At 63.9% G+C, this 24,210-nt stretch carries 20 protein-coding genes; 6 read left to right on the forward strand and 14 right to left on the reverse strand.

Going from position 1 to position 24,210, the window contains the following annotated elements:
* Nucleotides 1-29: 29 nt before the first annotated feature.
* A complete protein-coding gene (locus AC0L2F_RS04385) occupies nt 30-854 on the reverse strand; it encodes an NAD-dependent epimerase/dehydratase family protein (RefSeq protein WP_007607787.1) in 825 nt (274 codons plus the stop codon).
* An 89-nt stretch (nt 855-943) separates the two neighbouring features.
* On the opposite strand from AC0L2F_RS04385, the gene AC0L2F_RS04390 reads away from it, so the two are divergent.
* Nucleotides 944-1,921 carry an SMP-30/gluconolactonase/LRE family protein gene (locus AC0L2F_RS04390; protein WP_473247612.1) on the forward strand — a complete coding sequence of 326 codons (978 nt, stop codon included), beginning with the start codon at nt 944-946 and terminating at the stop codon, nt 1,919-1,921.
* Nucleotides 1,922-2,076: 155 nt separating this feature from the next.
* Here the strand turns inward: AC0L2F_RS04390 and AC0L2F_RS04395 are convergent, their stop codons facing one another.
* Both AC0L2F_RS04395 and AC0L2F_RS04400 read right to left on the reverse strand, forming a co-directional pair.
* Entirely contained in the window at nt 2,077-3,507 is a 1,431-nt protein-coding gene (locus AC0L2F_RS04395) for an aldehyde dehydrogenase family protein (protein ID WP_007607780.1), read from the reverse strand.
* 142 nt (nt 3,508-3,649) lie between these two features.
* Nucleotides 3,650-6,013 carry a transketolase gene (locus tag AC0L2F_RS04400; protein WP_473247613.1) on the reverse strand — a complete coding sequence of 788 codons (2,364 nt, stop codon included), beginning with the start codon at nt 6,011-6,013 and terminating at the stop codon, nt 3,650-3,652.
* 133 nt (nt 6,014-6,146) lie between these two features.
* Here AC0L2F_RS04400 and AC0L2F_RS04405 point away from each other — a divergent pair, with 133 nt between their 5' ends.
* The gene (locus AC0L2F_RS04405; protein WP_007607777.1) at nt 6,147-6,608 is read left to right on the forward strand and encodes an Lrp/AsnC family transcriptional regulator; all 462 of its coding nucleotides are present in this window, start codon (nt 6,147-6,149) and stop codon (nt 6,606-6,608) included.
* 96 nt (nt 6,609-6,704) lie between these two features.
* Nucleotides 6,705-7,625 (forward strand): polyphosphate kinase 2, encoded by a 921-nt coding sequence (gene ppk2 / locus AC0L2F_RS04410; RefSeq protein WP_473247614.1) that lies wholly within the window; start codon nt 6,705-6,707, stop codon nt 7,623-7,625.
* Between the two features lie 160 nt (nt 7,626-7,785).
* Here ppk2 and AC0L2F_RS04415 read toward each other — a convergent pair whose 3' ends face one another.
* The 8 genes from AC0L2F_RS04415 to AC0L2F_RS04450 form a co-directional block, all read right to left on the reverse strand.
* Complete coding sequence (locus AC0L2F_RS04415; RefSeq protein ID WP_473247615.1) at nt 7,786-8,865, reverse strand: zinc-binding dehydrogenase; 1,080 nt, start codon at nt 8,863-8,865, stop codon at nt 7,786-7,788.
* Between the two features lie 59 nt (nt 8,866-8,924).
* Nucleotides 8,925-9,866 (reverse strand): DMT family transporter, encoded by a 942-nt coding sequence (locus AC0L2F_RS04420; RefSeq protein ID WP_473247616.1) that lies wholly within the window; start codon nt 9,864-9,866, stop codon nt 8,925-8,927.
* Between the two features lie 185 nt (nt 9,867-10,051).
* Nucleotides 10,052-10,891 carry an aldo/keto reductase gene (locus AC0L2F_RS04425; protein WP_473247617.1) on the reverse strand — a complete coding sequence of 280 codons (840 nt, stop codon included), beginning with the start codon at nt 10,889-10,891 and terminating at the stop codon, nt 10,052-10,054.
* 45 nt (nt 10,892-10,936) lie between these two features.
* Nucleotides 10,937-11,839, reverse strand: coding sequence for an SMP-30/gluconolactonase/LRE family protein (locus AC0L2F_RS04430; protein WP_063996600.1), 903 nt, complete (start codon nt 11,837-11,839; stop codon nt 10,937-10,939).
* A 254-nt stretch (nt 11,840-12,093) separates the two neighbouring features.
* Complete coding sequence (locus tag AC0L2F_RS04435) at nt 12,094-14,799, reverse strand: nitrate reductase (protein WP_473247618.1); 2,706 nt, start codon at nt 14,797-14,799, stop codon at nt 12,094-12,096.
* 15 nt (nt 14,800-14,814) lie between these two features.
* The gene (locus AC0L2F_RS04440) at nt 14,815-16,032 is read right to left on the reverse strand and encodes an NAD(P)/FAD-dependent oxidoreductase (RefSeq protein WP_084777320.1); all 1,218 of its coding nucleotides are present in this window, start codon (nt 16,030-16,032) and stop codon (nt 14,815-14,817) included.
* A 10-nt stretch (nt 16,033-16,042) separates the two neighbouring features.
* The gene (locus tag AC0L2F_RS04445) at nt 16,043-16,471 is read right to left on the reverse strand and encodes a globin family protein (RefSeq protein WP_007593949.1); all 429 of its coding nucleotides are present in this window, start codon (nt 16,469-16,471) and stop codon (nt 16,043-16,045) included.
* 119 nt (nt 16,472-16,590) lie between these two features.
* Nucleotides 16,591-17,970, reverse strand: a complete 1,380-nt coding sequence (locus AC0L2F_RS04450) for an MFS transporter (RefSeq protein WP_473247619.1) — start codon at nt 17,968-17,970, stop codon at nt 16,591-16,593.
* A gap of 107 nt (nt 17,971-18,077) precedes the next feature.
* Here AC0L2F_RS04450 and AC0L2F_RS04455 point away from each other — a divergent pair, with 107 nt between their 5' ends.
* Nucleotides 18,078-18,317, forward strand: coding sequence for a hypothetical protein (locus AC0L2F_RS04455; protein ID WP_473247620.1), 240 nt, complete (start codon nt 18,078-18,080; stop codon nt 18,315-18,317).
* Here the strand turns inward: AC0L2F_RS04455 and AC0L2F_RS04460 are convergent.
* From AC0L2F_RS04460 to AC0L2F_RS04470, 3 genes are all read right to left on the reverse strand, one after another.
* Nucleotides 18,298-20,013 carry an ABC transporter ATP-binding protein gene (locus AC0L2F_RS04460; RefSeq protein ID WP_473247621.1) on the reverse strand — a complete coding sequence of 572 codons (1,716 nt, stop codon included), beginning with the start codon at nt 20,011-20,013 and terminating at the stop codon, nt 18,298-18,300. The genes AC0L2F_RS04455 and AC0L2F_RS04460 overlap by 20 nt on opposite strands.
* Before the next feature lie 7 nt (nt 20,014-20,020).
* Nucleotides 20,021-21,109 (reverse strand): ABC transporter permease, encoded by a 1,089-nt coding sequence (locus AC0L2F_RS04465; RefSeq protein ID WP_473247622.1) that lies wholly within the window; start codon nt 21,107-21,109, stop codon nt 20,021-20,023.
* A 79-nt stretch (nt 21,110-21,188) separates the two neighbouring features.
* Nucleotides 21,189-22,652, reverse strand: a complete 1,464-nt coding sequence (locus AC0L2F_RS04470; RefSeq protein WP_473247623.1) for a CmpA/NrtA family ABC transporter substrate-binding protein — start codon at nt 22,650-22,652, stop codon at nt 21,189-21,191.
* A 137-nt stretch (nt 22,653-22,789) separates the two neighbouring features.
* Between AC0L2F_RS04470 and AC0L2F_RS04475 the strand changes: the two genes are divergently transcribed.
* On the forward strand, nt 22,790-23,032 hold the full coding sequence (locus AC0L2F_RS04475) for a hypothetical protein (RefSeq protein ID WP_473247624.1): 243 nt from the start codon (nt 22,790-22,792) through the stop codon (nt 23,030-23,032).
* 309 nt (nt 23,033-23,341) lie between these two features.
* Nucleotides 23,342-24,181 carry a formate/nitrite transporter family protein gene (locus AC0L2F_RS04480; RefSeq protein WP_007607755.1) on the forward strand — a complete coding sequence of 280 codons (840 nt, stop codon included), beginning with the start codon at nt 23,342-23,344 and terminating at the stop codon, nt 24,179-24,181.
* Nucleotides 24,182-24,210 lie beyond the last annotated feature (29 nt).

Genomic DNA, 24,210 nt, shown 5'->3' on the forward strand with positions numbered 1-24,210 from the left:
TCCGACGCCCTGGATTCGCGAATGCGCTCCTACCGCTTATTCCAATCGATGATGCGACTTGTGTCGCCGTCGAACTCGTTGCTGCAGAACGCGCCGCCCTGATAGTGATCGCCGATCGGATCGGGCTTCAACTTGGCCTGCTCGGCCATCGCATGCGCCACGTGGTCCTCGGAGCGGCCCGTGGGACGGTAGCCGAACTCGTAGGCGCGGTGGTTGTCCCACCAGGCGCGCTCGTTGAGGGACACGCCGTAGAAGATCTCGAAATGAATGTCGGGATGCTCGAGCCCGATCTGGCAGAGCTGCACCAGGTCTTCCGGCTTCAGCCAGATCGAGATCCGGCGATGATCCAGCGGCACGTCGCCGAAATTACCAATGCGAAGGCAAGTCACCTTCAGGCCATGCTTGTCCGCATAGAGCGCCCCAACCGCTTCGCCGAACACCTTGCTGACGCCATAGCGGCCGTCGGGGCGCGGGGTCACGTCGGTGCCGATCTTGTGGTGGCGCGGATAGAATCCGACGGCATGGTTCGAGGAGGCGAACACCACGCGCTTGACGCCCTTGCGATACGCGGCCTCGAACAGATTGTAGCCGCCGATGATGTTGGCCTGGAGGATGTCGTTCCAGGGACCCTCGACCGAATAGCCGCCGAAATGGATGATGCCGTCGACGCCCTCGCAGATCGCCTCGCACTGCGCAAGGTCTGACAGGTCCGCCGCCTTGAATTGCTCGTTCGCGCCGAGATCGGCCGGCGGGCGGATATCAGAGAGCAGCAGGTCGGGATAGATCGGCGGCAACAGCTTCCGCAGACGCGTTCCAATTCCGCCCGAAGCTCCCGTCATCAAGATACGCGGCATGTCTTTCCTCGCCTTTGGCGACCAATTTGCGGTCACATGTCTCTAATGATAGCAGGATTGTCCAGAGGGAACGAAACGAGAGAACCGACATGAATGAGGCATCGTCCCATCCCCAGGAGCGGCCAGGCTGGCGGCCGGCGAGCTACTATCCCGATCCGGCGATAAAGGCACTCGATCCCCGCTTCGAAAAATACTGGCTAAAACTCTCGGCGGTGGAGCGGCTGACGACCGGCCTGCGCTGGGCAGAGGGTCCGGTGTGGTTCGGCGACGGGCGATATCTCCTGTGCAGCGACATTCCGAACCAGCGCATCATCAAATGGGAGGAGGAGACCGGCGCGGTCTCGGTGTTCCGCAAGCCCTCCAATTTCGCCAACGGCAACACCAGGGATCGACAGGGCCGGCTCGTCACCTGCGAGCATGGCGGGCGACGCGTCACCCGCACCGAATATGACGGCAGCATCACCGTGCTGATGGACTCGTTTGGCGGCAAGAAGCTCAACTCGCCGAACGACGTCGTGGTGAAATCCGACGGCGCGGTCTGGTTCACCGATCCCACCTTCGGCCTGCTCGGCAATTACGAGGGCTACAAGGCCGAGCCCGAGATCGAGCCGAACGTCTACAGGTTCGACCCCACGACCGGCAAGGCGACCATCGTTGCCGAAGGCGTGCTCGGGCCCAACGGCCTGTGCTTCTCGCCGGACGAGAAAATCCTCTACGTTGTGGAATCACGCGGCGTGCCGAACCGGAAAATCCTCGCCTATGACGTCTCGGCGGACGGCACCACGATCTCGAACAAGCGCGTCCACATCGACGCGGGTCCGGGCACGCCGGACGGCATGCGCTGCGACATTCACGGCAATCTCTGGTGCGGCTGGGGCATGGGCGATCCCGAGCTCGACGGCGTCGTGGTGTTCGCGCCCGACGGCGTCATGATCGGCCGCATCGCACTGCCCGAGCGCTGCGCCAATCTCTGCTTCGGTGGCGTCAAGCGCAACCGCCTGTTCATGGCCGCGAGCCAGTCGATCTACGCGTTGTATGTGAATACGCAAGGCGCGCTCGGGGGATAGTTTCTCCGCCGTCTTTCTGAGCCCGTAGCCCGGATGGAGCGAAGCGCAATCCGGGACAGTCCCCGCATTCCGCTTCGCTCCATGCGGGCTACGAAAAAGCAAAGACGCCGGAGCGGTTGCCCGCTCCGGCGCTTTGTTGGTTCAGGCGCTAACGCTTACGCCGCGTTGAAGCCGGCGACCGCCTTCACTTCGAGGAAGTCCTCGAGGCCGTACTTGCCCCACTCGCGGCCGTTGCCGGACTGCTTGTAGCCGCCGAACGGCGCGGAGCGGTCGTTGGGCACGCCCTGCAGGTTAACGTTGCCGGCGCGGATCTGGCGGCCGACACGCTTGGCGTCCTCGACGGACGCACCCGTGACGTAGCCGGCAAGCCCATAGGGCGTGTCGTTGGCGATGTGCACCGCTTCGGCTTCGTCCTTGGCGCCGATGATGGTCAGCACCGGTCCGAAGATTTCTTCGCGAGCGATCGTCATGTCGGGGGTGACGTCGGCGAAGATGGTCGGACGGACATAGAAGCCCTTGTTGACCCCTTCAGGCAGGCCGGGGCCACCGGCGACGAGCGTTGCGCCCTCGTCGATGCCCTTCTTGATCAGACCCTGGATCTTGTCCCACTGGCCGCGGTTGACCACGGGACCGATGGTGGTGCCTTCGGCGCGCGGATCGCCCGCCTTGGTCTTGTCGGCGACGGCCTTCGCGATCGCGGCGACTTCCTTCATCTTCGCGGCCGGCACGATCATGCGCGAGGGCGCGTTGCAGGACTGGCCGGAGTTGTTGAACATGTGCATCACGCCGCCGGTCACCGCCTTCGTGAGATCGGCGCCTTCGAGAATGACGTTCGGCGACTTGCCGCCGAGCTCCTGGCTGACGCGCTTCACGGTCGGTGCCGCGCGCTTGGCCACGTCGATGCCGGCGCGGGTCGAACCGGTGAAGGAGATCATGTCGATATCGGGGTGCTCGCTCATGGCGGCGCCGACCTCGGGGCCGAGACCGTTGACGAGGTTGAACACGCCCTTCGGCACGCCGGCTTCATGAAGGATTTCCGCGAAGATCAGCGCCGAGGTCGGGGTGAACTCCGACGGCTTCAGGATCATGGTGCAGCCGGCGGCGAGCGCGGGCGCGACCTTGCAGGCGATCTGGTTGAGCGGCCAGTTCCAGGGCGTGATCATGCCGACTACGCCGACCGGCTCGCGCAGCACCATGGCGGTGCCGACCGGTTCCTCGAAATGATAGTTCTTGAGCACGTCGAGCGTGGTCATGAGGTGGCCGAGGCCAGCACCGGCCTGCAGCTTTTCGGCCATCGGCAGCGGCGCGCCCATTTCGTCGGAGACGGCGGCACCGATCTCCTTGAGGCGGCCCTTGTAGATCTCGATGACTTTGGTGAGCAGCGCGACGCGCTCGTCACGGCTGGTCTGGGAGAATGTCACGAACGCGCGCTTGGCGGCGGCGACAGCTTTATCAACGTCGGCCTTGGAGCCCAGCGCAACCTCGTACATCGCCTCTTCCGTCGCCGGATTGACCACGGCGGTGGACTTCTTGACGGCGGGATCGACCCAGGCGCCGTCGATGTAGAATTGCATGCGATTGACCATTGTGAACCTCTTCTTGGGGCTTGGGGGGCGTTTCGGCAGGCATCCTTGCACGAAAGCGCCGGCAATTGAACCCGCCACCTGTCGCTTACAACAAGCGCCGCGGCGTATGGGTCCTGGCCTTCGCCAGGACGACGACGGAGACTTACACCGCCATCTTCCGATGCAACACCGGCGCGCCGGTGGTGAGGCTTTCGGCCGCATCGATGATGGCGTTGGCGTCGATGCCGTGGTGGCGGTACAGGTCGGCGATGGTGCCGGTCTGACCGAACTGCTCGACGCCGAGCGCCTCGACGCGATGGCCGCGGACGCTGCCGAGCCAGCCGAGAGCCGCCGGATGACCGTCGATCACGGTCACGATGCCGCAGTCGCGCGGCAGCGGCGCGAGCAGTCTTTCGATGTGGCTGAGATGCTGCACGCCCCTCCGATCACGGCGCAATTTCCGTGCGGCGGTCCACCCCGCATGCAGACGATCCGCGGACGTGATCGCGAGCAGGCCGATGTCGCGCCGGCTCTCGCCGATGAAGCCGGTCGCCTCGATTGCTTCCGGCGCAACGGCGCCGGTATAGGCGATGACGGCTTCGGCATTGGGGCCCGGCTTGCGCAGCCAATAGGCGCCGTCGGTGATGCCCTGTGCAAGCTCGGGTGTCATGATCCGCTGCGCCTGCTCGATGCTGCGCGTCGACAGCCGCAAATAGACCGAGCCGCCCTCGCCGGGATCACGCTGCATGTGATTGAAGCCCCACCCCATGATCACGGCGAGCTCGTCGACGAAGGCCGGCTCGAACGAGGCGAGGCCGTCCTGCGCCATGCCGATCAAAGGGGTTGCGATCGACTGATGCGCGCCGCCTTCGGGCGCGAGCGTGATACCTGATGGGGTCGCCGCCACCATGAAGCGGGCATCCTGGTAGCAGGCATAATTCAGCGCATCGAGACCGCGCTCGATGAAGGGATCGTAGAGCGTGCCGACCGGCAGCAGCCGCTCGCCGTTGAACTGGTGCGACAGGCCGAGGGCCGAGAGCATGATGAACAGGTTCATCTCGGCGATGCCGAGTTCGAGATGCTGACCCTTGGGCGAGAAATCCCAGTTGAAGGTGGATGGAATTTTCTCGCTGCGGAACAAATCCGCCTTCTCGCCGCGCGCAAACAGGCCGCGCCGGTTCACCCACGGACCGAGATTGGTCGAGACAGTGACGTCAGGCGATGTCGTGACGATGCGCTGTGCAAGCTCGCTGTCGCCGCGCGCGATCTCGTTCAGCACCAGCCCAAAACCCTGCTGGGTCGACATCTGCGGCGCCGGCTTGAAGGCGAGCTGCGACGGCACCTCGATCACAGGCGCGGTGAGCCGGCGGCCGTCCTGGTTGAACGGCACGCCCGCGAGGAAGGCGTCGAGCTCGGCGGCACTTTGGGCGAGACCCTCGTATCTCTCCCATTCGTGTCCGGGCCGGATGTTCTGGCTGTCGCGATATTTCTCCATCTGCGCGACCGTCATCAGACCGGCGTGATTGTCCTTGTGGCCCTGGAACGGCAGACCGACGCCCTTGATGGTGTAGGCGATGAAGCAGACCGGGCGATCGTGATCGATGGATTCGAAGGCGTCCAGCATGCTCGCCATGTCGTGGCCGCCGAGGTTCGACATCAGCGCCAGCAATTCGTCGTCGCTGCGCTTGTCGATCAGCTTGGTGATGGGGCCCTGATCGCCGATCTCGTCGTGGAGGTGTTTGCGGAATGCCGCGCCGCCCTGGAAACACAGCGCGGCGTAGAGCGCGTTCGGGCAATTGTCGATCCAGCGCTTCAGCGCCTCGCCGCCAGCTTCCGCAAAGGCCTCGCGCATCAGGCGGCCATATTTCACGATCACCACGTCCCAGCCGAAATTGCGGAATACGGTCTCGAACTTTTCCCAGAGACCTTCGCGGACGACGGCATCGAGCGACTGCCTGTTGTAGTCGACCACCCACCAGGTGTTGCGCAGGCCGTGCTTCCAGCCTTCCGCCAGCGCCTCGAAAATGTTGCCCTCGTCCATCTCGGCGTCGCCGACCAGGGCAATCATCCGCCCCTCGCGGCGATCCTTCATCCAGCCATGTGCCTTGACGTAGTCCTGCACCAGCGAGGCGAACAGCGTCTGCGCGACGCCGAGGCCGACCGAGCCGGTGGAGAAATCGACGTCGTCAACGTCCTTGGTGCGCGAGGGATAGGACTGCGCGCCCTTGAAGCCACGAAAATTCTCCAGCTTCTCGCGGCTCTGCCGGCCGAACAGATATTGGATGGCGTGGAACACCGGGCTTGCATGCGGCTTCACCGCGACGCGATCTTCGGGCTTCAGCACGTGGAAATACAGCGCCGACATGATGGTGGCGAGCGAGGCCGACGAGGCCTGATGTCCGCCGACCTTCAGGCCGTCCGCGTTCGCGCGGACGTGGTTGGCGTGATGGATGGTCCATGACGACAGCCACAGCGCCTTGCGGGCGAGCGCGGTCAATGTGTCGAGGCGGGCGATATCAACGGGCATGGCAATGCTCCCGGCAAACAGGTGCCTGATGATACCCCTGCGGGAAGCGCCGAACTTCTCAATTTTTGGCGCAATACCAACTAATGTTGGGATAGATTACCAAGTAATCGCCGAAAACGACAGGTTCATCCCAATGCCCGACCTCGACGCCATCGACCGCAAAATCCTCGGCTACCTCCAGAACGACAGCCGGCTGACCATGCAGGAGCTGGCCGACAAGGTCGGGCTGTCGGTCTCGCCCTGCCATCGCCGGGTCAAGCTGCTGGAGGAGCGCGGCGTCATCTCGCGCTACATCGCGACCGTCGACCAGAAGGCGCTGGGGCTGCATGTCAGCGTCTTCATCTCGATCAAGCTGGCGCGGCAGAAGGAGGAGGATCTCAACCGCTTCGCGCGGGCGATCTCGAAATGGGACGAGGTGCTGGAGTGCTATCTGATGACCGGCAACCGCGACTATCTCTTGCGCGTGGTCGCGGCCGACCTCGCCTCCTACGAGACCTTCCTGAAGACCAAGCTGACCCGGCTCGACGGCATCGCCTCGATCGAGTCCAGCTTTGCGCTCAGCCAGGTGAAATATTCGATCGCGCTGCCGGTGTGACGGCCCCGCCGGGCTATTTCGGAACCGGTGTCACATGGACGCAATAAGCCCCGCCGATGGTCACGGGCGACAGGTACCCTGCCGAAAGAAGGACCCATGACCGCATCCGACCGCACCCCTGAAATGGCCAAACGCAAGCGCATCATCCGGGAAATGACCGACGATCTCGACGAAGAGCTGGAACTCGAGCTCGACGACTCCAGATTCGACGAACTGCTGGACGAGACCGACGCGCTCCGACCGACGGTGGATCGCAGGCTCTATTTCCGTGAGCTGCTCCGCCTTCAGGGCGAGCTGGTCAAGCTCCAGGACTGGGTGCAGAGCGAGAAGAAGAAGGTCGTGGTGCTGTTCGAGGGCCGCGACTCCGCCGGCAAGGGCGGCGTGATCAAGCGCATCACCCAGCGCCTCAACCCCCGCATCTGCCGTGTCGCCGCGCTTCCGGCACCGAGCGAGCGCGAGCGCACGCAATGGTATTTCCAACGCTATGTCTCGCACCTGCCGGCCGGCGGCGAAATGGTGCTGTTCGATCGCAGCTGGTACAACCGCGCCGGCGTCGAGCGCGTGATGGGATTCTGCACGGACGAGCAATACCAGGAGTTCTTCCAGTCGGTGCCGGAATTCGAGCGGATGCTGATCCGCTCCGGCACCATCCTGATCAAATACTGGTTCTCTATCACCGACGACGAACAGCAGTTCCGCTTCACCATGCGCATCAAGGATCCGCTCAAGCAGTGGAAGCTGAGCCCGATGGACGTCGAGGCGCGCAGCCGCTGGGAGGCGTACACCAAGGCCAAGGAGACGATGCTGGAGTACACGCATCTGCCGGATTCGCCGTGGTGGATCGTCGATGCCGTGGACAAGAAGCGCGCCCGGCTCAACTGCATCTCGCATTTGCTCAGCCAGATCCCGTACCAGGAGGTCTCGCGCGCGCCTGTGGTGCTGCCGCCGCGCGTCCGCAACCCCGACTATCACCGCGGACCGATTCCGGCGGAGATGCACGTGCCTTCGAAGTATTGACGAAGGTGAACGAGCGCGGCCTGCGTGGTTCGAGACGCCCGCTTCGCGGGCTCCTCACCACGAGCGTCTAGCATTTCGCCGCATGTCAGGACCTCATCCTGAGGGCCCGCCGCAGGCGGGCGTCTCGAAGGATGGCCGCAGAGAGATGTTCAACCAGCCTTCACCGCCATGGCTGCACGATGATCTTGGTGTGCGCTTCGGGATTGGCGAGATCGACGAAAGCCTTTGCGACGCCGTCGATGCCGACTTCCGCCGTCACCATCGCCGCCGCATCCACCTGCCCTTCCGAGATCAGGCGCAGCGAGGCTGCGAACTCGGCCGGCGTATAGCCCAGCACGTACTGGACGTTGAGCTCCTTCATGATGCCGAGCATGGGCTCACTTGTGTCGGTCTCCATGCAGACGCCGACCACGACGATCCTGGCATCGCGCGGGGCGCCTTCGAACACCTGCTGCAACAGCCCGGGCACGCCGACGCATTCGAAGATGATCGCGGGCTTCAGGGCGGGCAGCATCGCCTGGAATGGTGGCCGCGCCGCCTTCTCCGCATCCGACATCTGCGCATGCTCGGCCCAGGTCGCATAGGGCTGCGACACCCTGGGATCCACGACGATATCGGCGCCGAGTTTTGCCGCAAGCGCGCGCCGCGCCGGCGAATAGTCGGCCGCGACAATCGGATGCAGGCCCTTGAGCTTCAGCGCCGCAATCACCGCCAGCCCGACCGGACCGCAGCCGATCACGAGCGGCACTTCGCCGCCTCGGATGTTGGCCTTGGCGACCGCGTGAACGCCGACCGCGAGCGGTTCGGTGAGCGCGGCGTGCTCCGGCGCGAGACCGTTGGGCACCTCGAGCAGCAGCGCTTCGCTCAACAGCATCGCCTCGGCATAGCCGCCAATATTGTCATTGGAATAGCCGATGCCCTCGATGCCCTGCGACGTCACGAGGGCCGGCAGCGAACAGACGCGCGTGCCCGGCTTGAGCTTGCGCACAGTGCCCGGACCGAAATCGACGATCTCGCAGCAGAACTCATGGCCGAACACGACGTCGCGGGCGAGGTCCATCGGCTTGCGGCCGGTCTTTCGCGCCATCTCCACCATGCGGTGGGCGTGCTGGCGCGCGTGCAGATCGGAGCCGCAGATGCCGCAGGCGAGCGTCTTGACCAGCACCTGGCCGGAGCCCGGCTTTGGCTCCGCCATCCGGTCGACGACAATCTCGCCGTTCCTGAAAATCGCAGCGCGCATCCGGCTCCTCCCGTTTTATTGGAGCCGTTGATAGCACGAAGCGGACGCGCGATCTTGCGTCAGGGGTTCGGGGACCGCTCTTCCAGGATCAGGAGCTGGGCGCGGCGGATGCGCTCGCGATGGGCGATGTAGAGCCCGCTGGCGACGATGAAGGCCGCGCCGGTGACGGTCCAGACATCAGGCACTTCGCCGAACAGGAAGAAGCCGAGAATGCTCACCCACAGCAGCTGGGTGTAGGAAAACGGCGCCAGCACCGAGGCATCGCCGTAGCGATAGGCCAGCACGATGATCCACTGGCCGACGGTGGAGGCGACGCCGATCACGATGCCAAGCCCGATCGCGGTCCAGGTCGGCGTGACCCAGACGAACGGTACCATCAGAGAGAGGATCGCAACGCCCGTCAGCGCCGAATAGGCCATCGTGGTGAGGACAGCTTCACGCCCGCTCATCATGCGCGTCAGGATCAGCGCCGCAGCCCAGCAGAACGCCGAGACGATTGGGAAGAACGCGGCGGCGTGAAACGCGCTGGAGCCGGGGCGCAGGATGATCAGTACGCCGGTCAGGCCGATCGCCGTCGCGATCCAGCGGCGCATGCCGACCTTCTCGCTCAGGAACACGATCGAGAGCGCGGTGACGAACAGCGGCGAGACGAAGCCGGTCGCGGACGCTTCCGCGATCGGCAGGAAGCTCAGGCCGGTGATGAAGAACAGCGAAGAGCCGAGCAACGCCGCGCCGCGCATCAGCTGCAGGCCGAGGCGTTCGGTGCGCATGGCATGGAGCGGCGAACCCGGCAGCATCACCGGCGTGAACATCAGCGCGAACGTCACGAAGCGGATCCAGGTGATCTCGATCGACGGCAGGCTCGACGACAGATATTTCGCGGTGACATCGGAGCAACCGAGAAAGATGGTCGACAGCAGCACCAGCGCGATGCCCTTGAAGGGATGATCGACGCGCGCCGGCGCGCGGCGCGCCTGCGGCTTCTTTTCCGGCATGGACATGGGAATACTGTCGAGCCTTGCGGCTGCGGCGGGCGGCGGGGTCACGGCTGGAACCTAGGAATGCGAATCGGGAATGATCGTAAAAAACGATAATTGCGCCGCTTTCACAACTTCCGAAAACAGGATGCCGATATGCGCTCACGTCCGCGCGCGTCAAGACTCCATTAATAACAGGCGTTTGTGCACTACAGCATGGGCAGGCCGCGCGGCTTCGGACCGCGCGGAAACGCCGCATCGAGCGCCGCAATCTCATCTTTCGTCAGCACGAGATCGCCGGCCGCGGCGTTTTCGCCGGCATGCTCCGCGGACGACGCCTTCGGGATGGCGAACACCGTAGTCGCACGGGTGAGGAAGCTCAGTGCGACCTGGCGCGGCGTCGCGCGCCGCGCCTCCGCGATGCGCGCCAGTACTGCGCCGCCCTTGCTGTTGCTCGCAGGGAAATCGTCGTGGCCGAACGGCGAATAGGCGACGACGGCGACACCATGCTGTTCGCACCACGGGATCACCGCGTGCTCGATTGCGCGTTCCTTCAGATGATAGAGCACCTGATTGCAGGCGATGCGGCCTTCGCCGGCAGCGTCGAGCATCTCGTCGAGATCGTCGGCATCGAAATTGGAAACGCCCCAGGATTTGATCTTGCCGGCCTTCACCAGTTCCTCGAACGCGGCGACGGTGTCCTCCAGCGGATAGGAGCCGCGCCAATGCAGCAGATAGCAATCGAGCCGATCAGTTTTCAGCCGCTTCAGCGAGCGCTCACAGGCGGTGATAGTTCCGCGGCGCGAGGCGTTGCTCGGCAGTACCTTTGACACGAGGAACACCTCGTCGCGTCGGCCCGCGATTGCATCGGCAATGACGAGCTCGGCATCGCCATACATCTCGGCGGTATCGATGTGGGTCATGCCGAGATCGAGCCCGCGCTGCAGCGCCGCGATCGCGCGCTTGCGATCGCCATGGTCGAGATACCAGGTGCCCTGCCCGATGACGGAGACGCTGCCGCCGGTTTTGCCGAAGGGTTTTGTGCTCATATTTGCTCCGATACCGCTCGTTCGCTCAGGCAACCGCCATCGAGCTCAAGAGTTCAACACGCCGATGTCAGCGACCAATACGCTACCGGTTGCGGACTCCGTGATGTAGAGCCGATCTTTGTTCGCACCACCGATGGCAACATTGGTGCAATTCGGCCCTGCACACGACTTGACCCGCGCTATCAATTCGCCATTGGGCGCGAACACGAAGACATGGCCGAGCGAGGCGTGGCCGACGAACAGGCGGCCCTTGGCATCCATGGTCATGCCATCGGGGCCGCTGGTACCGAACAGCGAGCAGAAGCGGCCGACCTTCGACACGCTGCCGTCCTTCATGAACGGCAACCGCCACACCGCGTTGTCGCGCGTCATCGCGACGAACAGCACGGTCTCGGTTGGATCGAGCACCAGACCATTCGGACTGATGCCGGTGTTAACAAGGCAATCCAGCCGGCCGCCTGGCGTCAGGCGATAGACACGGCCGCTCGGGTCATGCAGGCCGGTCTGACCCTGGTCGGTGAAATAGATGTCGCCGTTGGAAGCGAGATGCAAATCGTTGCAGCCGCGGAATGATTCCGAATTGCGCGCGGTCAGAACAGGCCTGATGCGTCCTGCCTCGGCGTCGAGCTCCATGATGCCGTGCCTGTAGTCGGCGACCAGGATGCGGCCGTCGGCCGCGATCTTCAGCCCGTTCGGCCAACCCTCATATTCGATCGCCAGCGACCATTCGCCGTCGGGCGCGATGCGGAAGATGCGGCCGAACGGAATGTCGACGATGTAGAGATTGCCATCCTTGTCGAACGACGGCCCTTCGATGAAGGAGTCCGTCGGCACTCCCGGCCGGTTGGCATCGGCCCAATCCGTTCGCTCGCCTTTGCGGCGGAATTTGTCGGGCATGGCGGAAAAGAGCTTGGTCTCGATCAGGCGCGGCGGCGTTTCCAGGTACATCATTGTTGTTATCTTTGTTGAACTGACGGAATGCGCGGCAGCATAGGGCACAAAGCAGAGGCCGTCGATCCGCGCGACAGCTTCACCACGCTCTCGGGGTCGTCCTGGCCTAGTGCGCAATTGCGCACGGGAGCCAGGAGCCATTACCACACGAAGATGTTGTTGCGGATGATGGTGGCCACAACGGGCTTCGACAAACGCTGACCGGGGTAATGGGTCCTGGCTTTCGCCAGGACGACGAGGAGGAGAGACCTCTACCCCGCGGCGCCCGCGACCTTCGCCTGCTTCACTGGTGCCACCTCCGTCGTCGCGATCAGGCGCTTCAGCTCGGGGATGCAGGAGCCGCAATTGGTGCCGGCCTTCAGCTTTGCGCCGATCTCGGCGGCTGTGCGCGCGCCTGCGGCGATGGTGTCGCAGATGGTGCCGCGGCCGACGCCGAAGCAGGCGCAGACGACAGGACCGGTCGAAGCCGTGTCCTCGCTGGACTTGCCCGACAACAGCATGCGGCGCTGCTCGTCGGTGACATGGTCAGCCACGAACAGGCTCTTCACCACCTCCCAGTCGCCGGCATCATGCGCGGGGCCGACGAACAGGCAGGTCTCGATGCGGTCGCCGGCAAACGAAGCCGCGCGATAAACGCCGCCGCCGAAGTCGCGATAGTCGGCAACGTCCTCGCCGGCAACGCTCTCGAGCCAGGCCGGCCAGCGCGACAGGTCGGCATTGTCGGCAAAGAGGTAGCCGAAGCCGCCGGCAACAGTTACGCGGGTCCACATCAGGTTCGGCGGCAGCTCCAGCTGCTTGCGCGACAACGCAAAGCCGCGGAAGACGTACTCATAAGGCGCGATCGCAGCCGGTGTCGCCTTGGACTCCGGCTGTCCCGAGAACGGATCGGTGAACGGTGCGACCAGCGCCCCGACGCGACCGTGCGAGGCGTTCATCGCACTCCAGTGGATCGGCGCGAATAGCGTGCCGCGCTGCTGACGGTCGCTGACGACGACCTTGAGGGTGCACTGGCCGTAATCGGTGGTGACGCGGGCATAGCCGTCATGGACGATGTTGTATTTGTTCGCGTCATCGGGATGAATCTCGACGAACGGCTCGGGAAGATGCGCGCCGAGCCGCTGGCTGAGACCCGTACGGGTCATGGTGTGCCACTGGTCGCGGATGCGCCCGGTATTGAGCCGCAGCGGCCGCGACGGCCCGGTCTCGCCACGCAGCGCCGGCACCTCCGGCGCGACGAAGCGGCCCTTGCCGTCATTGGTGAAGAACCCGCCGGCCGCGAAGAAGCGCTCGCCGGGCGCCTCGCCTTCACGTGCGGGCCACTGCACGGGCTTCAAGGCGTCGAAGCCTTCGTCGGACAGTGAAGTCAGCGCGCCGATATCGAAGTCGCGGCTGCCATCGTTCTCGAACGCCGAGAGCGCGGCGTGCTCCCGAAAGATGTCGGCGGCGGATTTGTAGTTAAAACTGTCGCCGAAGCCGAGGCGTTTTGCGGTTTCGCTCAGGATCCACCAGTCCGGCCGCGCCTCGCCGGGCGCCGGCAGGAACGAGCGCTGGCGCGAGATCCGGCGCTCGGAATTGGTCACGGTGCCCGACTTCTCGCCCCAGGCGAGCGCGGGCAGCAGCACGTGCGGGCCGGCATCGACCGTGTCGTTGGAGAGCACGTTCTCGGAGACCACGAACAGCTCGAGCTTCTTCAGCGCCTCGCGCACGAAGTCCGCGTCGGGCAGCGACACTGCGGGGTTGGTGCCCATCACCCACAGCGCCTTGACCTCGCCGCGGTTGATGGCTTCGAACAGCTGCACCGCCTTCAACCCTTCATGGGTGGCGATGCGCGGCGCCTTCCAGAACCGCCGCACGCGATCGATGTCCGGCGGCGTGAAGTTCATGTGTGCGGCGAGCTGGTTGGCGAGGCCGCCGACCTCGCGGCCGCCCATCGCGTTGGGCTGGCCGGTGAGCGAGAACGGCGAGGCGCCGGCCTTGCCGATGCGGCCCGTGGCGAGATGGCAGTTCAGGATCGCATTGACCTTGTCGGTGCCCTGCGCCGACTGGTTGACACCTTGCGAGTACAGCGTGACGACGCGGGGCGTGTCACGGAACATCTTGAAGAAGGTGGCAACGTCCTGCTCGGAGAGGCCGGTCGCCAGTGCGGTGGCGGTGACGCTGCCGGCGATGCTGCGTGCGCGCGCCAGCGCGTCGTCAAAGCCCGACGTGTTTTGCCCGATGTAGTCCTGATTCAGGGCACCATTGTCGGCGAGGTGAACGAACAGGCCGGAGAACAGCGCCGTGTCGGTGCCGGGCTTGAGGCCCAGGAACAGATCGACATCGGTCGCGGTGTCGGTGCGGCGCGGATCGATCACGATCATGCGCGCGCCGCGTTCCTGCCGGTTCTTCAGCATGCGCTGAAACAGCACGGGATGGCACCATGCGGCGTTCGAGCCGACAAAGACGAGCAAATCGGCCTGGTCGAGATCCTCGTAGCAGCCGGGTACGGTGTCGGCACCGAAGGCGCGACGGTGACCGGCGACCGAGGACGACATGCATAGCCGCGAATTGGTGTCGACGTTCGCCGTGCCGACAAAGCCCTTCATCAGCTTGTTGGCGACGTAATAATCCTCGGTCAGCAGCTGGCCCGAGAGATAGAATGCGACCGCGTCGGCGCCGTCGCGCGCGACGATGTGCTGCATGCGGTGGGCGACGTGATCGAGCGCATCGCTCCAGGCGACGCGTTCGAGCACGCCCTTGCAGCGGATCATCGGATAGAGCAGCCGGCTTTCCAGCCCGACGGTCTCGCCGAGCGCCGAGCCCTTGGAGCACAGCCGGCCGAAATTGGCAGGATGATCGGGATCGCCCGCGATCGCCGCGCCGCCCTTGCCGTCTGGCGTCGCCAGCACGCCGCAGCCGACGCCGCAATACGGACAGGTCGTCTTGGTGGCGCGGAGCTCAGGATCGATCGCCGTCATATCAAGCCGCCTCTATCAAGCCGCTTTGGAGGGACCCGCGAGCGCGCGGCCGAACATCATGTCGGCGCGGATCGCCGCCACCTTTTCGCGGTTGCGGATCAGTTCGAGATACCAGAGCGCATCGACGGTATCGCCAATCAGCAGGGCGCCGGTGAGCCGGCCCTCGGCGATGACGAGCTTCTTGTAGGTGCCGCGCCTGCGGTCTGACAGCACGAGGCTCTCGCTGCCCTCCCCGCCCATGAAGTCGCCGGCGGAGAATACGCTGACGCCCGACACTTTCAGATTGGTCGAGACCACGCTGCCCTGATAGGCCGCGGGACGGCCGGAGAGATGCCGCGCCAGCACGCGCGCCTGCTCGTAGGCAGGTTCGACCAGGCCGTAGCAGGTTCCGCGATGCTCGGCGCACTCGCCGAGCGCGTAGATATCGGGTGACGCCGTCTGCATCTCGTCGTTGACGACGATGCCGCGGTTGACTGCGATGCCGGCGTCTTTTGCGAGCGCAATGTTGGGCCTGATGCCGGCAGCGAAGATCACCGCATCGGCCTCGATGCGGCTGCCGTCGGCAAGCTCGACCGCTTCGACATGGCCCTCGCCATGGATGCGGGCTGTGGATGCATTGAGCAGGATGCGAATGCCCTTGCGCTCGACCAGCGTCTTGAGCAGGTCGGCGGCGGGGGCATCGAGCTGGCGCTCCATCAACCGGTCCATCAGGTGCAGCAGCGTCACGGGCGCTCCCGCCTTGGCGAGGCCGTAAGCCGCTTCGAGTCCGAGCAGACCGCCGCCGACCACAACGACGCGCTTTTTGGCGGCAGCGAGCGTCAGCAGCAGGTCGACGTCGCGGGTGTCGCGAAAGGTGTGCACGCCGGCGAGATCGGCGCCCGGCACGTTGAGCCGCAGCGGCGTCGAGCCGACAGCGAGCACGAGCTTGGAATATTCCATGCTCTCTTCGCCTTCGATCTTGAGCTCGCGTCGGCCGGTGTCGATCTCGGTGACGCGATAGCCGTAGCGCACCGTGACGCCGCGATGGCGCCACCAGTCGGCGGGCCGGAGCTCGATCTCGTGCGAGCCGGTCTCGCCGGCCAGCACCGAGGAGAGCAGAACGCGGTTGTAAGCGAGCCGCGGCTCTTCGCCGATCACAGCGACCGCGTAGCGGCCGAGCGAGGTCTTGGCGAGCTCGTCGACCAGACGCGCGGCCGCCATACCGTTACCGACGATGACCAGCGGTTCACTCACAACGCATCTCCTATTCAGCGGCCTGCGGCTGTGCGCCGTAGGCCTCGGAAATCATGTAGCCGGACAACACGCCGTAGGCGTCGGTCCAGGCGGTGGCGAGTTCGGGCGTCCAGGCCTCGCCGAGCCCCTTCTCCAGGGTCCACAGCAAGGTCGCGCCGACCACGGGGTAGTGCTCGGCCTTGGCGCCGTAGCCGACGTGACGCTTCGCAAGCGCCGAGGCCGCGGGAAGAATCGAGTCGAGGTTCGACAGACCGCCGACGACGGCGGCGAGCATGCCCATCAGCTTCTTGCGCTGCTCGGTCATGTCCTCGGGAAACATCGCGCGCACGGATGGCGCGACCTCGAACAGGCGATCGTAGAACAGCACCGCGGCTTGCGCGGAAATCGGCGCGACCTTGGCAAAGCTCTGCTGGACGAGGGTGATCTGTTCTGGCGTCATGATGTTCTCCTGCCTGTTGGGTTTGCCTTGGTGCGCGCCATTGCGAACCAGGTTCATTGTCAAACTGTCGGGCAATGCTTCTCCCCGCGTACGGGGAGAAGCGAGATTCGTACCAAGTGTTAAACTCGCGCGCCGGTGAGGCTTGACGCGCCTTCACCCTGCGGGCTGCGACGCAGATAGAACCACCAGGTCAGCGCGAGACAGGAGGCGTAGAAGCCGAGATAGATCGCAAGCGCGAGCTGCGGTCCGCCGGTCAGCGCGATCGACTTGCCGAACCCGGTCGGGATCAGATAGCCGCCGACGGCGCCGACCGCTCCGATGAAGCCGACCGCAGCACCGCTCTCGATGCTCGCTGTCTTCAAGGCGACCGCGCGCTCCGCAGCGCCCTTGCCGCGCACCCTGAACAAATTCTGCTCGCGGAAGATCGAGGGGATCATGCGGTAGGTCGAGCCGTTGCCGATTCCCGTCGTCACGAACAGGACCAGGAACATCGAGAGGAAGCCGATGAAATCCTTATGCCCGACGAAATAGAGCACGCCGATCGTGGCGCCTGCCATCACGATGAAATTCCAGAACGTGATCACCGAGCCGCCGATCCTGTCCGCAAGCCAGCCGCCGAGCGGCCGCGACAGCGAGCCGACCAGCGGTCCCAGGAACGCGATCCCGATCGTGACTTGCGGGAACTGGGTCTTGATCAGCAGCGGAAATGCCGCCGAGTAGCCGATGAAGGAGCCGAACGTGCCGATATAGAGATAGGCCATGATCCAGGTGTGCTTGCGCTTGACCACGGCGAGCTGGTTCTTGATCGACGACTTGGCCGTGGTCAGGTTGTTCATGAAGAACACTGCGCCGAACACCGCGATCGCGATCGGCAGCACCCACATCAGGCCGGCGTTTTGCAGGAAAACACCGTCGACAGGGGTTGCCTGGAACAGGTTGATGACGGCGAGCGTCATCAGGATCGGGGTCAGGAGCTGCACGCTGGAGACGCCGATATTGCCGCCGGCCGCATTCAGTCCGAGCGCCCACCCCTTCATCCGGTCGGGGAAGAAGAACGAGATGTTGGTCATGCTGGACGCAAAATTGCCGCCGCCTAGGCCGGCGGTCGAGGCAATCAGCAGCATCAGCCAAAACGGCGTGTCGGGCTGGCCGACGAAATAGGCGAGCGAGAGCGTCGGAATGAACAGGATCGCCGCACTGAAGATGGTCCAATTGCGACCGCCGAAGGTCGTCACCGCGAAGGTGTAGGGAAAGCGCATCAACGCGCCGATCAGCCCGGGCACCGCGACGAGCTGGAACAGCTGGTCGGTGGTGTAGTGGAAGCCCGCCTGCGGCAGCTTGGTGGTGACGATGCTCCAGATCAGCCAGACCGAGAAGCCGATATGTTCGGCCACGATCGACCAGATCAGGTTGCGTCCCGCGATAGTTTTGCCAGTCGCATTCCAGAACGCCTCATCTTCGGGACGCCAGTCCGAAATCCAAGTCCGACTCTTGGTCATTGCAGAATCCCTTCCAGGCTCACCGCTGCGTCGTTGCAGGCTCAGCCTCCGGCCACGGAGGCGCGCTCCGAGGCTTCACCCCCGGTGGCGAGTTATGATGCTGATTGATGATGTTGAGGGACGTCGTCGTTGGCGTCGCGATTGGTATTTCAATTTCCGTGCCAACTGCCCGCATTCCGGAAACGCAAGAGATTCAGGAGCTTGTTCGTAGTGCTCCGGACTTTCGCAGGACTATTTCGCACGCAAATTTTGCGATTCGCTCAATCCCTGTGCGGCGCACAAGGATTGAGCTTGATGCAACCGATTTGAACGTGCATGCGCGCCTGCTCACGCCGCTTCCGGATTGACCGCTGGTTTCGTCGGCGCCTTTGACACGGCTCCATGCTCGTAAGCTTCGAGAAAATCGAGCAACTCGCGGCGATATCGGTAGTAATTGGGGTGCTCGAGCAGAGCCTTTCGCGTGCGCGGCCGAGGGATATCGACCTCCATGATGTGACCGATCCGGGCGTATGGTCCGTTGGTCATCATCACCACGCGGTCGGCAAGCAGGATCGCCTCGTCGACATCATGGGTCACGCACATCGCCGTCACTTGCGTGCGCTTCCAGACCTCCATCAGTACCTCCTGGAGGTCCCAGCGGGTGAGGCTGTCCAGCATGCCGAACGGCTCGTCCAGCAACAGCAATTTTGGCGACAGCGCGAAAGCACGCGCGATGCCGACTCGTTGGCGCATGCCGTTCGACATTGCCGCAGCCGACTTGTCGAAAGAATCCGCAAGCCCGACCCGCTCGAGGTAATAGTCGACGATCTCGTCGCGCTGCCGCCGCGTGGCGTGCGGATAGACACGGTCAACACCGAGCGCAACGTTCTCGCGCGCCGTCAGCCAGGGAAACAATGAAGGCGCCTGGAACACGACCGCTCGGTCTGGACCGGCCGTCGTTACCTCGCGGCCGTCGAGAATGATGCCCCCGAGGGAGACCTCGTTGAGACCTGCGGTCATCGACAGCACCGTCGACTTGCCGCAGCCGGAATGACCGATCACCGAGATGAACTCGCCCTTGCGAACCTTGAGATCGAAGTTCTCCACGATGGTCAGCGGCCCCGTCGGCGTCGGATAGACCTTCGAGAGCCGGGAGAATTCGAGATAGCGGTCGGTGTTGATGGTCACCGTAGCAGCCGCCTTCTGATAGGCCGTCGGCGGCTTGTCCATCTGTGTGATGGATACGACGTTGGGCAGCGTACGAACCGTCGCATCGGCATCGGCCGAGCGCTCTTTCGCGACGTCAAGGAGATAGCCGGTGACGGCCTGCCGCAGCCGCTTGAAATGCGGATCCTCGTTGATCGAGGACCGGTCGCGCGGGCGCGGGATGTCGACTTTGAACTGCTGCCCGAGCGTCGCGTTCGGGCCCGGCAACAACGGAATGATGCGATCGGCGAGCAGGATCGCTTCGTCGACGTCATTCGTAACCAGCACCACGGTGCGCTTGTCGCGCGACCAGATGTCGACGATCTCGTCCTGGAGCTTGGCGCGGGTCAACGCGTCGAGTGCCGATAGCGGCTCGTCGAGCAGCAATATCTCAGGGCTGGTTGCAAGCGCACGGGCAACGGCGACGCGCTGACGCATGCCGCCGGACAGTTCGGCCGGCAGGCGGGTCGCCGCGTGCGTAAGCCCGACCATGTCTATGTAGCGGTCGACGCGGCCGGCGCGCTGAGCCTTGCTTTCGCGGGCAAACACCTGATCGACAGCGAGAGCGATGTTGCCGCGTACCGTCAACCACGGCATCAGCGAGTACGACTGAAAGACGATGCCGCGGTCCGGGCCGGGCCCCGCGACCGGTTTGCCCTTGAGCGTGATCTCGCCGGCATCCGGCTGCACCAGCCCGGCGATCGCCGAGATCAGTGTCGTCTTGCCGCTGCCCGAGAAGCCCACGATGGCGATGAACTCGCCCTCGGCGACCTCAAGATTGACATTCGACAGCACGTCGGTGCGCTTGGCGCCGGCACCGTAGCCCTTGCGGAGCCCCTTCAGCGACAGGAACGACATCAGGGCCTCAGCGCTGGCTGGAAAAGGTGAAAGCGGACTGGAGCGCGTACATCACGCGATCAAGCAGGAAGCCGATGATCCCGATCGTCAGCACAGCCAGGATGATCCGGGCCAGCGACTGCGACGAGCCGTTCTGAAACTCGTCCCAGACGAATTTCCCAAGGCCCGGATTCTGCGCGAGCATTTCCGCCGCGATCAGCACCATCCAGCCCACGCCGAGAGAGAGTCTCAATCCGGTGAAGATCAGCGGCAGCGAACTTGGCAGGACCAGCTTGGTGACGGTGCGCCATGTCGGCAGCTGCAGGACGCGGCCGACGTTGAGCAGGTCCTTGTCGATCGAAGCCACTCCAAGCGCGGTGTTTATCAATGTCGGCCACAATGAACACAGCGTTACCGTGATGGCGGAGATGACCAGCGACTTCGGTAGCAACTCCGACGGGTTCACATAAAGCGCCGAGACCACCATGGTCACGATCGGGAGCCACGCAAGCGGCGATACCGGCTTGAATATCTGGATCAGGGGGTTGAGAGCACTGTTCATGGTCCGCGAGAGGCCGCACAGGATACCGAGCGGCACGGCAACAAGCGTCGCCACGGCAAAGCCGAGCGCCACCGTCATGAGACTGGTTAGTATTTGGTCGAAGTAAGTTGGCTTGCCGGCATAGCCACGATGCCGGACATCCTCGGGATGACCGTCAGCCACCACTTTGGCGTTACGTTGATCCTGGCGTTCGTAGAAGGCCGCCCGCTTGGCGCGCTCCGCCAGATGGTCGGCGTACAGGTTTCCGGCCTGCGTCCAGACCTCGGCCGGCCCCGGGATGGCGCCGAGCGACGTCTTGACCCGCGGCGCGGCCCAGGCCCATGCCAGAAGGAAGACACCGATGCCAATCAGCGGCACCAGCAATCCCTGGCGTAGCTCCTTCAACTGCGGCTTGACGCTGTCGCCGGCCGCAATGCGGGCCAGCGGCACGAGCCATCCCAATCCGAGAATGTTGAGATAAATCGCTGCTGCATTGATGCGCGCAAACACCCGCTCCCGGCGGGCACGCTTGCGCTCCTCTGCGCTGAGGTCGATGTAGTCGGTAGCCGCTGCCATAGTCTTGTCCCTCGGCGTTCATCGCCCGACTTCGAGTGAGGAGACCGGGCCGGCCTGACGGCGGCCCGGCTCATGCGCGTCAGCCGTCGATGACCTTGGCACCGTCGATCTTCTGCTTGCCCTTTAGACCGATCTTCAGGCTATCGATGTAGGCGTTGGGCTTGCGACCGTCGTAAGTGACGCCATCGATGAATTCCGAGGTCGGCGCACGATAACCCTCGCTCTCCCAGGGGAAGTCGTCCTTGTTCGCTTTGCCGTCGGCGATCAGAAGCTTGGCCGCGGAAAGGTAGATATCCGGACGATACACGCTCTTGGCCGTCGCCTCGTACCAGGCGTCGTCCCTGGCCTCCGCGATCTGCCCCCAGCGGCGCATCTGCGTCAAATACCAGACCGCGTCGGAATAGTAGGGATAGGTCGCGAAATAGCGGAAGAACACATTGAAGTCCGGAATGGAGCGCTTGTCGCCTTTCTCGTATTCGAATGTGCCGGTCATCGAGTTGGCGATGACCGCCTTGTCGGCGCCGACATATTCGGGCTTCGACAACAGCTCGACGGCCTTGGCGCGATTGGCGTTGGCATTCTCGTCCAGCCACATCGCGGCGCGGATCAGCGCCTTGGTCAGGGCCAGCACGGTGTTTGGATTCTTGTCGGCAAAGGCCGCGGTGATGCCGAACACCTTCTCCGGATTGTTCTTCCATATCTCGTAATCGGTGATCACGGGCACGCCGATGCCCTTGAACACGGCGGCCTGGTTCCAGGGCTCGCCGACGCAGTAGCCGTTGATGGTGCCGGCTTCGAGCGTCGCTGGCATCTGTGGCGGCGGCGTCACCGACAGCAGCGCTTCGGCGCCGACCGTTCCGGTCACGTCGCCGGACGAATAATAGCCGGGGTTGATGCCGCCCGAAGCGAGCCAGTAGCGCAGCTCGTAATTATGGGTCGACACCGGGAAGACCATGCCCATTTTGAAAGACTTGCCGTCGGCCTTCAGCTTCTCGATCGCCGGACGCAACGTATCGGCCTTGATCGGATGCACGAGCTTGCCGCTCGCATCCTTCGGGATGTTCGGCTTCATCATCGCGAAGATCTCGTTCGAGACCGTGATGGCGTTTCCATTGAGGTCCATCGAGAACGGCGTGATGATGTGCGCCTTCGTGCCAAAGCCGATCGTGGCCGCCAATGGCTGGCCCGCCAGCATGTGCGCGCCGTCCAGCTCGCCACTGATGACGCGGTCCAGCAGAACTTTCCAGTTGGCCTGCGCCTCCAGCGTGACGAACAGACCTTCGTCCTCGAAGTACCCGTTCTCCTTGGCCACCGCGAGCGGCGCCATGTCGGTGAGCTTGATGAAGCCGAGCTTCAGTTCTTCCTTCTCGGGTTTGAGCGCGGCGGCGCGGACGCGGCCGGGAGCGACCGCAAACGCCGCGGCGACGGTGCCTGCGGCGAGGAACGTGCGGCGGTCGAGGAGCATGAGCGCGTTCGCGCTGGCTCCGCCAAGATGGTGGCCGTGACGACTGCTGCGCGAGGACTGATCAATTGGCTTCGTCATTGAATGTGATGATCCTTTGTGACCGGAGCGACCATCCGCACATGCCGACCGCACGACGCGCACGGCGGCGCGTCTCCGGGGAAGCCCCGGATGGCAGAAGTCACAATTCGGATGGAGATCTTCGAGGGACGGCATCGATGGCGTCGCGCATTCTCAAACAAGAAGCGTGCCAAAGCGAAGAAATCGACGATGCCAAGCAAAAACAGAGCGTTGCGCCGAAGCGACTCTCTGTTGGCAAATCTCCGCGCGCCGTCAAATTTGGCGAACAGCCCAGTTCTTGTGCGTCGCACAAAAATTGGGCAGGCCTGACTTCGTGCCTCTCGGAACCTTGGTCCATCGATGGTCCGCTCGACATATGGAAGGCGCAAAACACACTGTAACCGCGCCAGCACTCGGTCGCGATGCATGGCCCGTCATCTGGCACGTGGATTGCTTGCACAGTAACCACTCAGTCAACGACGACTGCGGTCCGCCGACATGTTGAGGCCTCCAAAGGCTGAAACTCGGGGAGAGCAATATTGCTTCGCTGGGCCCATCGGGCACAGTCGTCGTCACGCGATCCCAAGCGAGATTCCGAATTCCTTTGGTCCGCAGATTGCCGGTTCACCGGCTCGTGCGGAGGCAGCATCTCGACAACGGTACCGTCCGAAACCGCCACGCTATTCTCACACGAGCAAAAGGAACCATTGATGTCGTATCTCGCGCCTTCGGAATTCGTCACCAAGATGGTGGATGCGGGCGAATCCAAGATCTTCATGTCCACCCGCGATACCATCATCCGCGCCTACATGGCCGGCGCTATCCTCGCGCTGGCGGCATGGTTCGCCGTCACCATCAACGTGAACACCGGCCAGCCTCTCATCGGCGCGTTGCTGTTCCCGGTCGGATTCTCGATGCTCTATTTGTTGGGCTTCGACCTTTTGACCGGCGTGTTCGTGCTGGCGCCGTTGGCGCTCATCGACAAGCGCCCCGGCGTAACCTTCGGCGGCGTGCTGCGGAACTGGAGCCTCGTCTTCGTCGGCAATTTCGCAGGCGCCCTTACGGTGGCCTTCATGATGGCCTTCGTCACGACTTTCGGCTTCACGCAGGATCCGGACAAGGTCGGCACGGCGATCGGCAATATCGGCGAAGGCCGCACGCTCGGCTATGCCGCGCACGGCGCGGCCGGCATGGCGACGCTGTTCATCCGCGGCATGCTCTGCAACTGGATGGTCTCGACCGGCGTCGTCGGCGCCATGATCTCCACCTCGGTCCCCGGCAAGGTCATCGCGATGTGGATGCCGATCCTGGTGTTCTTCTACATGGTGTTCGAGCATTCCGTCGTGAACATGTTCCTGTTCCCGTCCGGCCTGATGCTGCACGCGAAATTCTCGATCATGGACTATTTGATCTGGAACGAGATCCCGACCGTGCTCGGCAATCTCGTCGGCGGCCTCGCCTTCACCGGCATGACCCTCTACGCCACGCACGTCCTGACCCAGCCGAAGCGCCAGGCGAGCAAGGCCTCGTCGCCCCGCATTGCGGCCTGATACGTCTCGACAGGAGAGCCTCGCCCGAT

It is taken from the genome of Bradyrhizobium sp. Ken64 (genome assembly GCF_055807555.1).

What these genes read in the sequence shown, in the direction of transcription:
- AC0L2F_RS04385 (WP_007607787.1), bottom strand. Translation starts at nt 854, where the DNA reads ATGCCGCGTATCTTGATGACGGGAGCTTCGGGCGGAATTGGAACGCGT.
- AC0L2F_RS04390 (WP_473247612.1), top strand. Translation starts at nt 944, where the DNA reads ATGAATGAGGCATCGTCCCATCCCCAGGAGCGGCCAGGCTGGCGGCCG.
- AC0L2F_RS04395 (WP_007607780.1), bottom strand. Translation starts at nt 3,507, where the DNA reads ATGGTCAATCGCATGCAATTCTACATCGACGGCGCCTGGGTCGATCCC.
- AC0L2F_RS04400 (WP_473247613.1), bottom strand. Translation starts at nt 6,013, where the DNA reads ATGCCCGTTGATATCGCCCGCCTCGACACATTGACCGCGCTCGCCCGC.
- AC0L2F_RS04405 (WP_007607777.1), top strand. Translation starts at nt 6,147, where the DNA reads ATGCCCGACCTCGACGCCATCGACCGCAAAATCCTCGGCTACCTCCAG.
- ppk2 (WP_473247614.1), top strand. Translation starts at nt 6,705, where the DNA reads ATGACCGCATCCGACCGCACCCCTGAAATGGCCAAACGCAAGCGCATC.
- AC0L2F_RS04415 (WP_473247615.1), bottom strand. Translation starts at nt 8,865, where the DNA reads ATGCGCGCTGCGATTTTCAGGAACGGCGAGATTGTCGTCGACCGGATG.
- AC0L2F_RS04420 (WP_473247616.1), bottom strand. Translation starts at nt 9,866, where the DNA reads ATGTCCATGCCGGAAAAGAAGCCGCAGGCGCGCCGCGCGCCGGCGCGC.
- AC0L2F_RS04425 (WP_473247617.1), bottom strand. Translation starts at nt 10,891, where the DNA reads ATGAGCACAAAACCCTTCGGCAAAACCGGCGGCAGCGTCTCCGTCATC.
- AC0L2F_RS04430 (WP_063996600.1), bottom strand. Translation starts at nt 11,839, where the DNA reads ATGTACCTGGAAACGCCGCCGCGCCTGATCGAGACCAAGCTCTTTTCC.
- AC0L2F_RS04435 (WP_473247618.1), bottom strand. Translation starts at nt 14,799, where the DNA reads ATGACGGCGATCGATCCTGAGCTCCGCGCCACCAAGACGACCTGTCCG.
- AC0L2F_RS04445 (WP_007593949.1), bottom strand. Translation starts at nt 16,471, where the DNA reads ATGACGCCAGAACAGATCACCCTCGTCCAGCAGAGCTTTGCCAAGGTC.
- AC0L2F_RS04450 (WP_473247619.1), bottom strand. Translation starts at nt 17,970, where the DNA reads ATGACCAAGAGTCGGACTTGGATTTCGGACTGGCGTCCCGAAGATGAG.
- AC0L2F_RS04455 (WP_473247620.1), top strand. Translation starts at nt 18,078, where the DNA reads ATGATGTTGAGGGACGTCGTCGTTGGCGTCGCGATTGGTATTTCAATT.
- AC0L2F_RS04460 (WP_473247621.1), bottom strand. Translation starts at nt 20,013, where the DNA reads ATGTCGTTCCTGTCGCTGAAGGGGCTCCGCAAGGGCTACGGTGCCGGC.
- AC0L2F_RS04465 (WP_473247622.1), bottom strand. Translation starts at nt 21,109, where the DNA reads ATGGCAGCGGCTACCGACTACATCGACCTCAGCGCAGAGGAGCGCAAG.
- AC0L2F_RS04470 (WP_473247623.1), bottom strand. Translation starts at nt 22,652, where the DNA reads ATGACGAAGCCAATTGATCAGTCCTCGCGCAGCAGTCGTCACGGCCAC.
- AC0L2F_RS04475 (WP_473247624.1), top strand. Translation starts at nt 22,790, where the DNA reads ATGGCGTCGCGCATTCTCAAACAAGAAGCGTGCCAAAGCGAAGAAATC.
- AC0L2F_RS04480 (WP_007607755.1), top strand. Translation starts at nt 23,342, where the DNA reads ATGTCGTATCTCGCGCCTTCGGAATTCGTCACCAAGATGGTGGATGCG.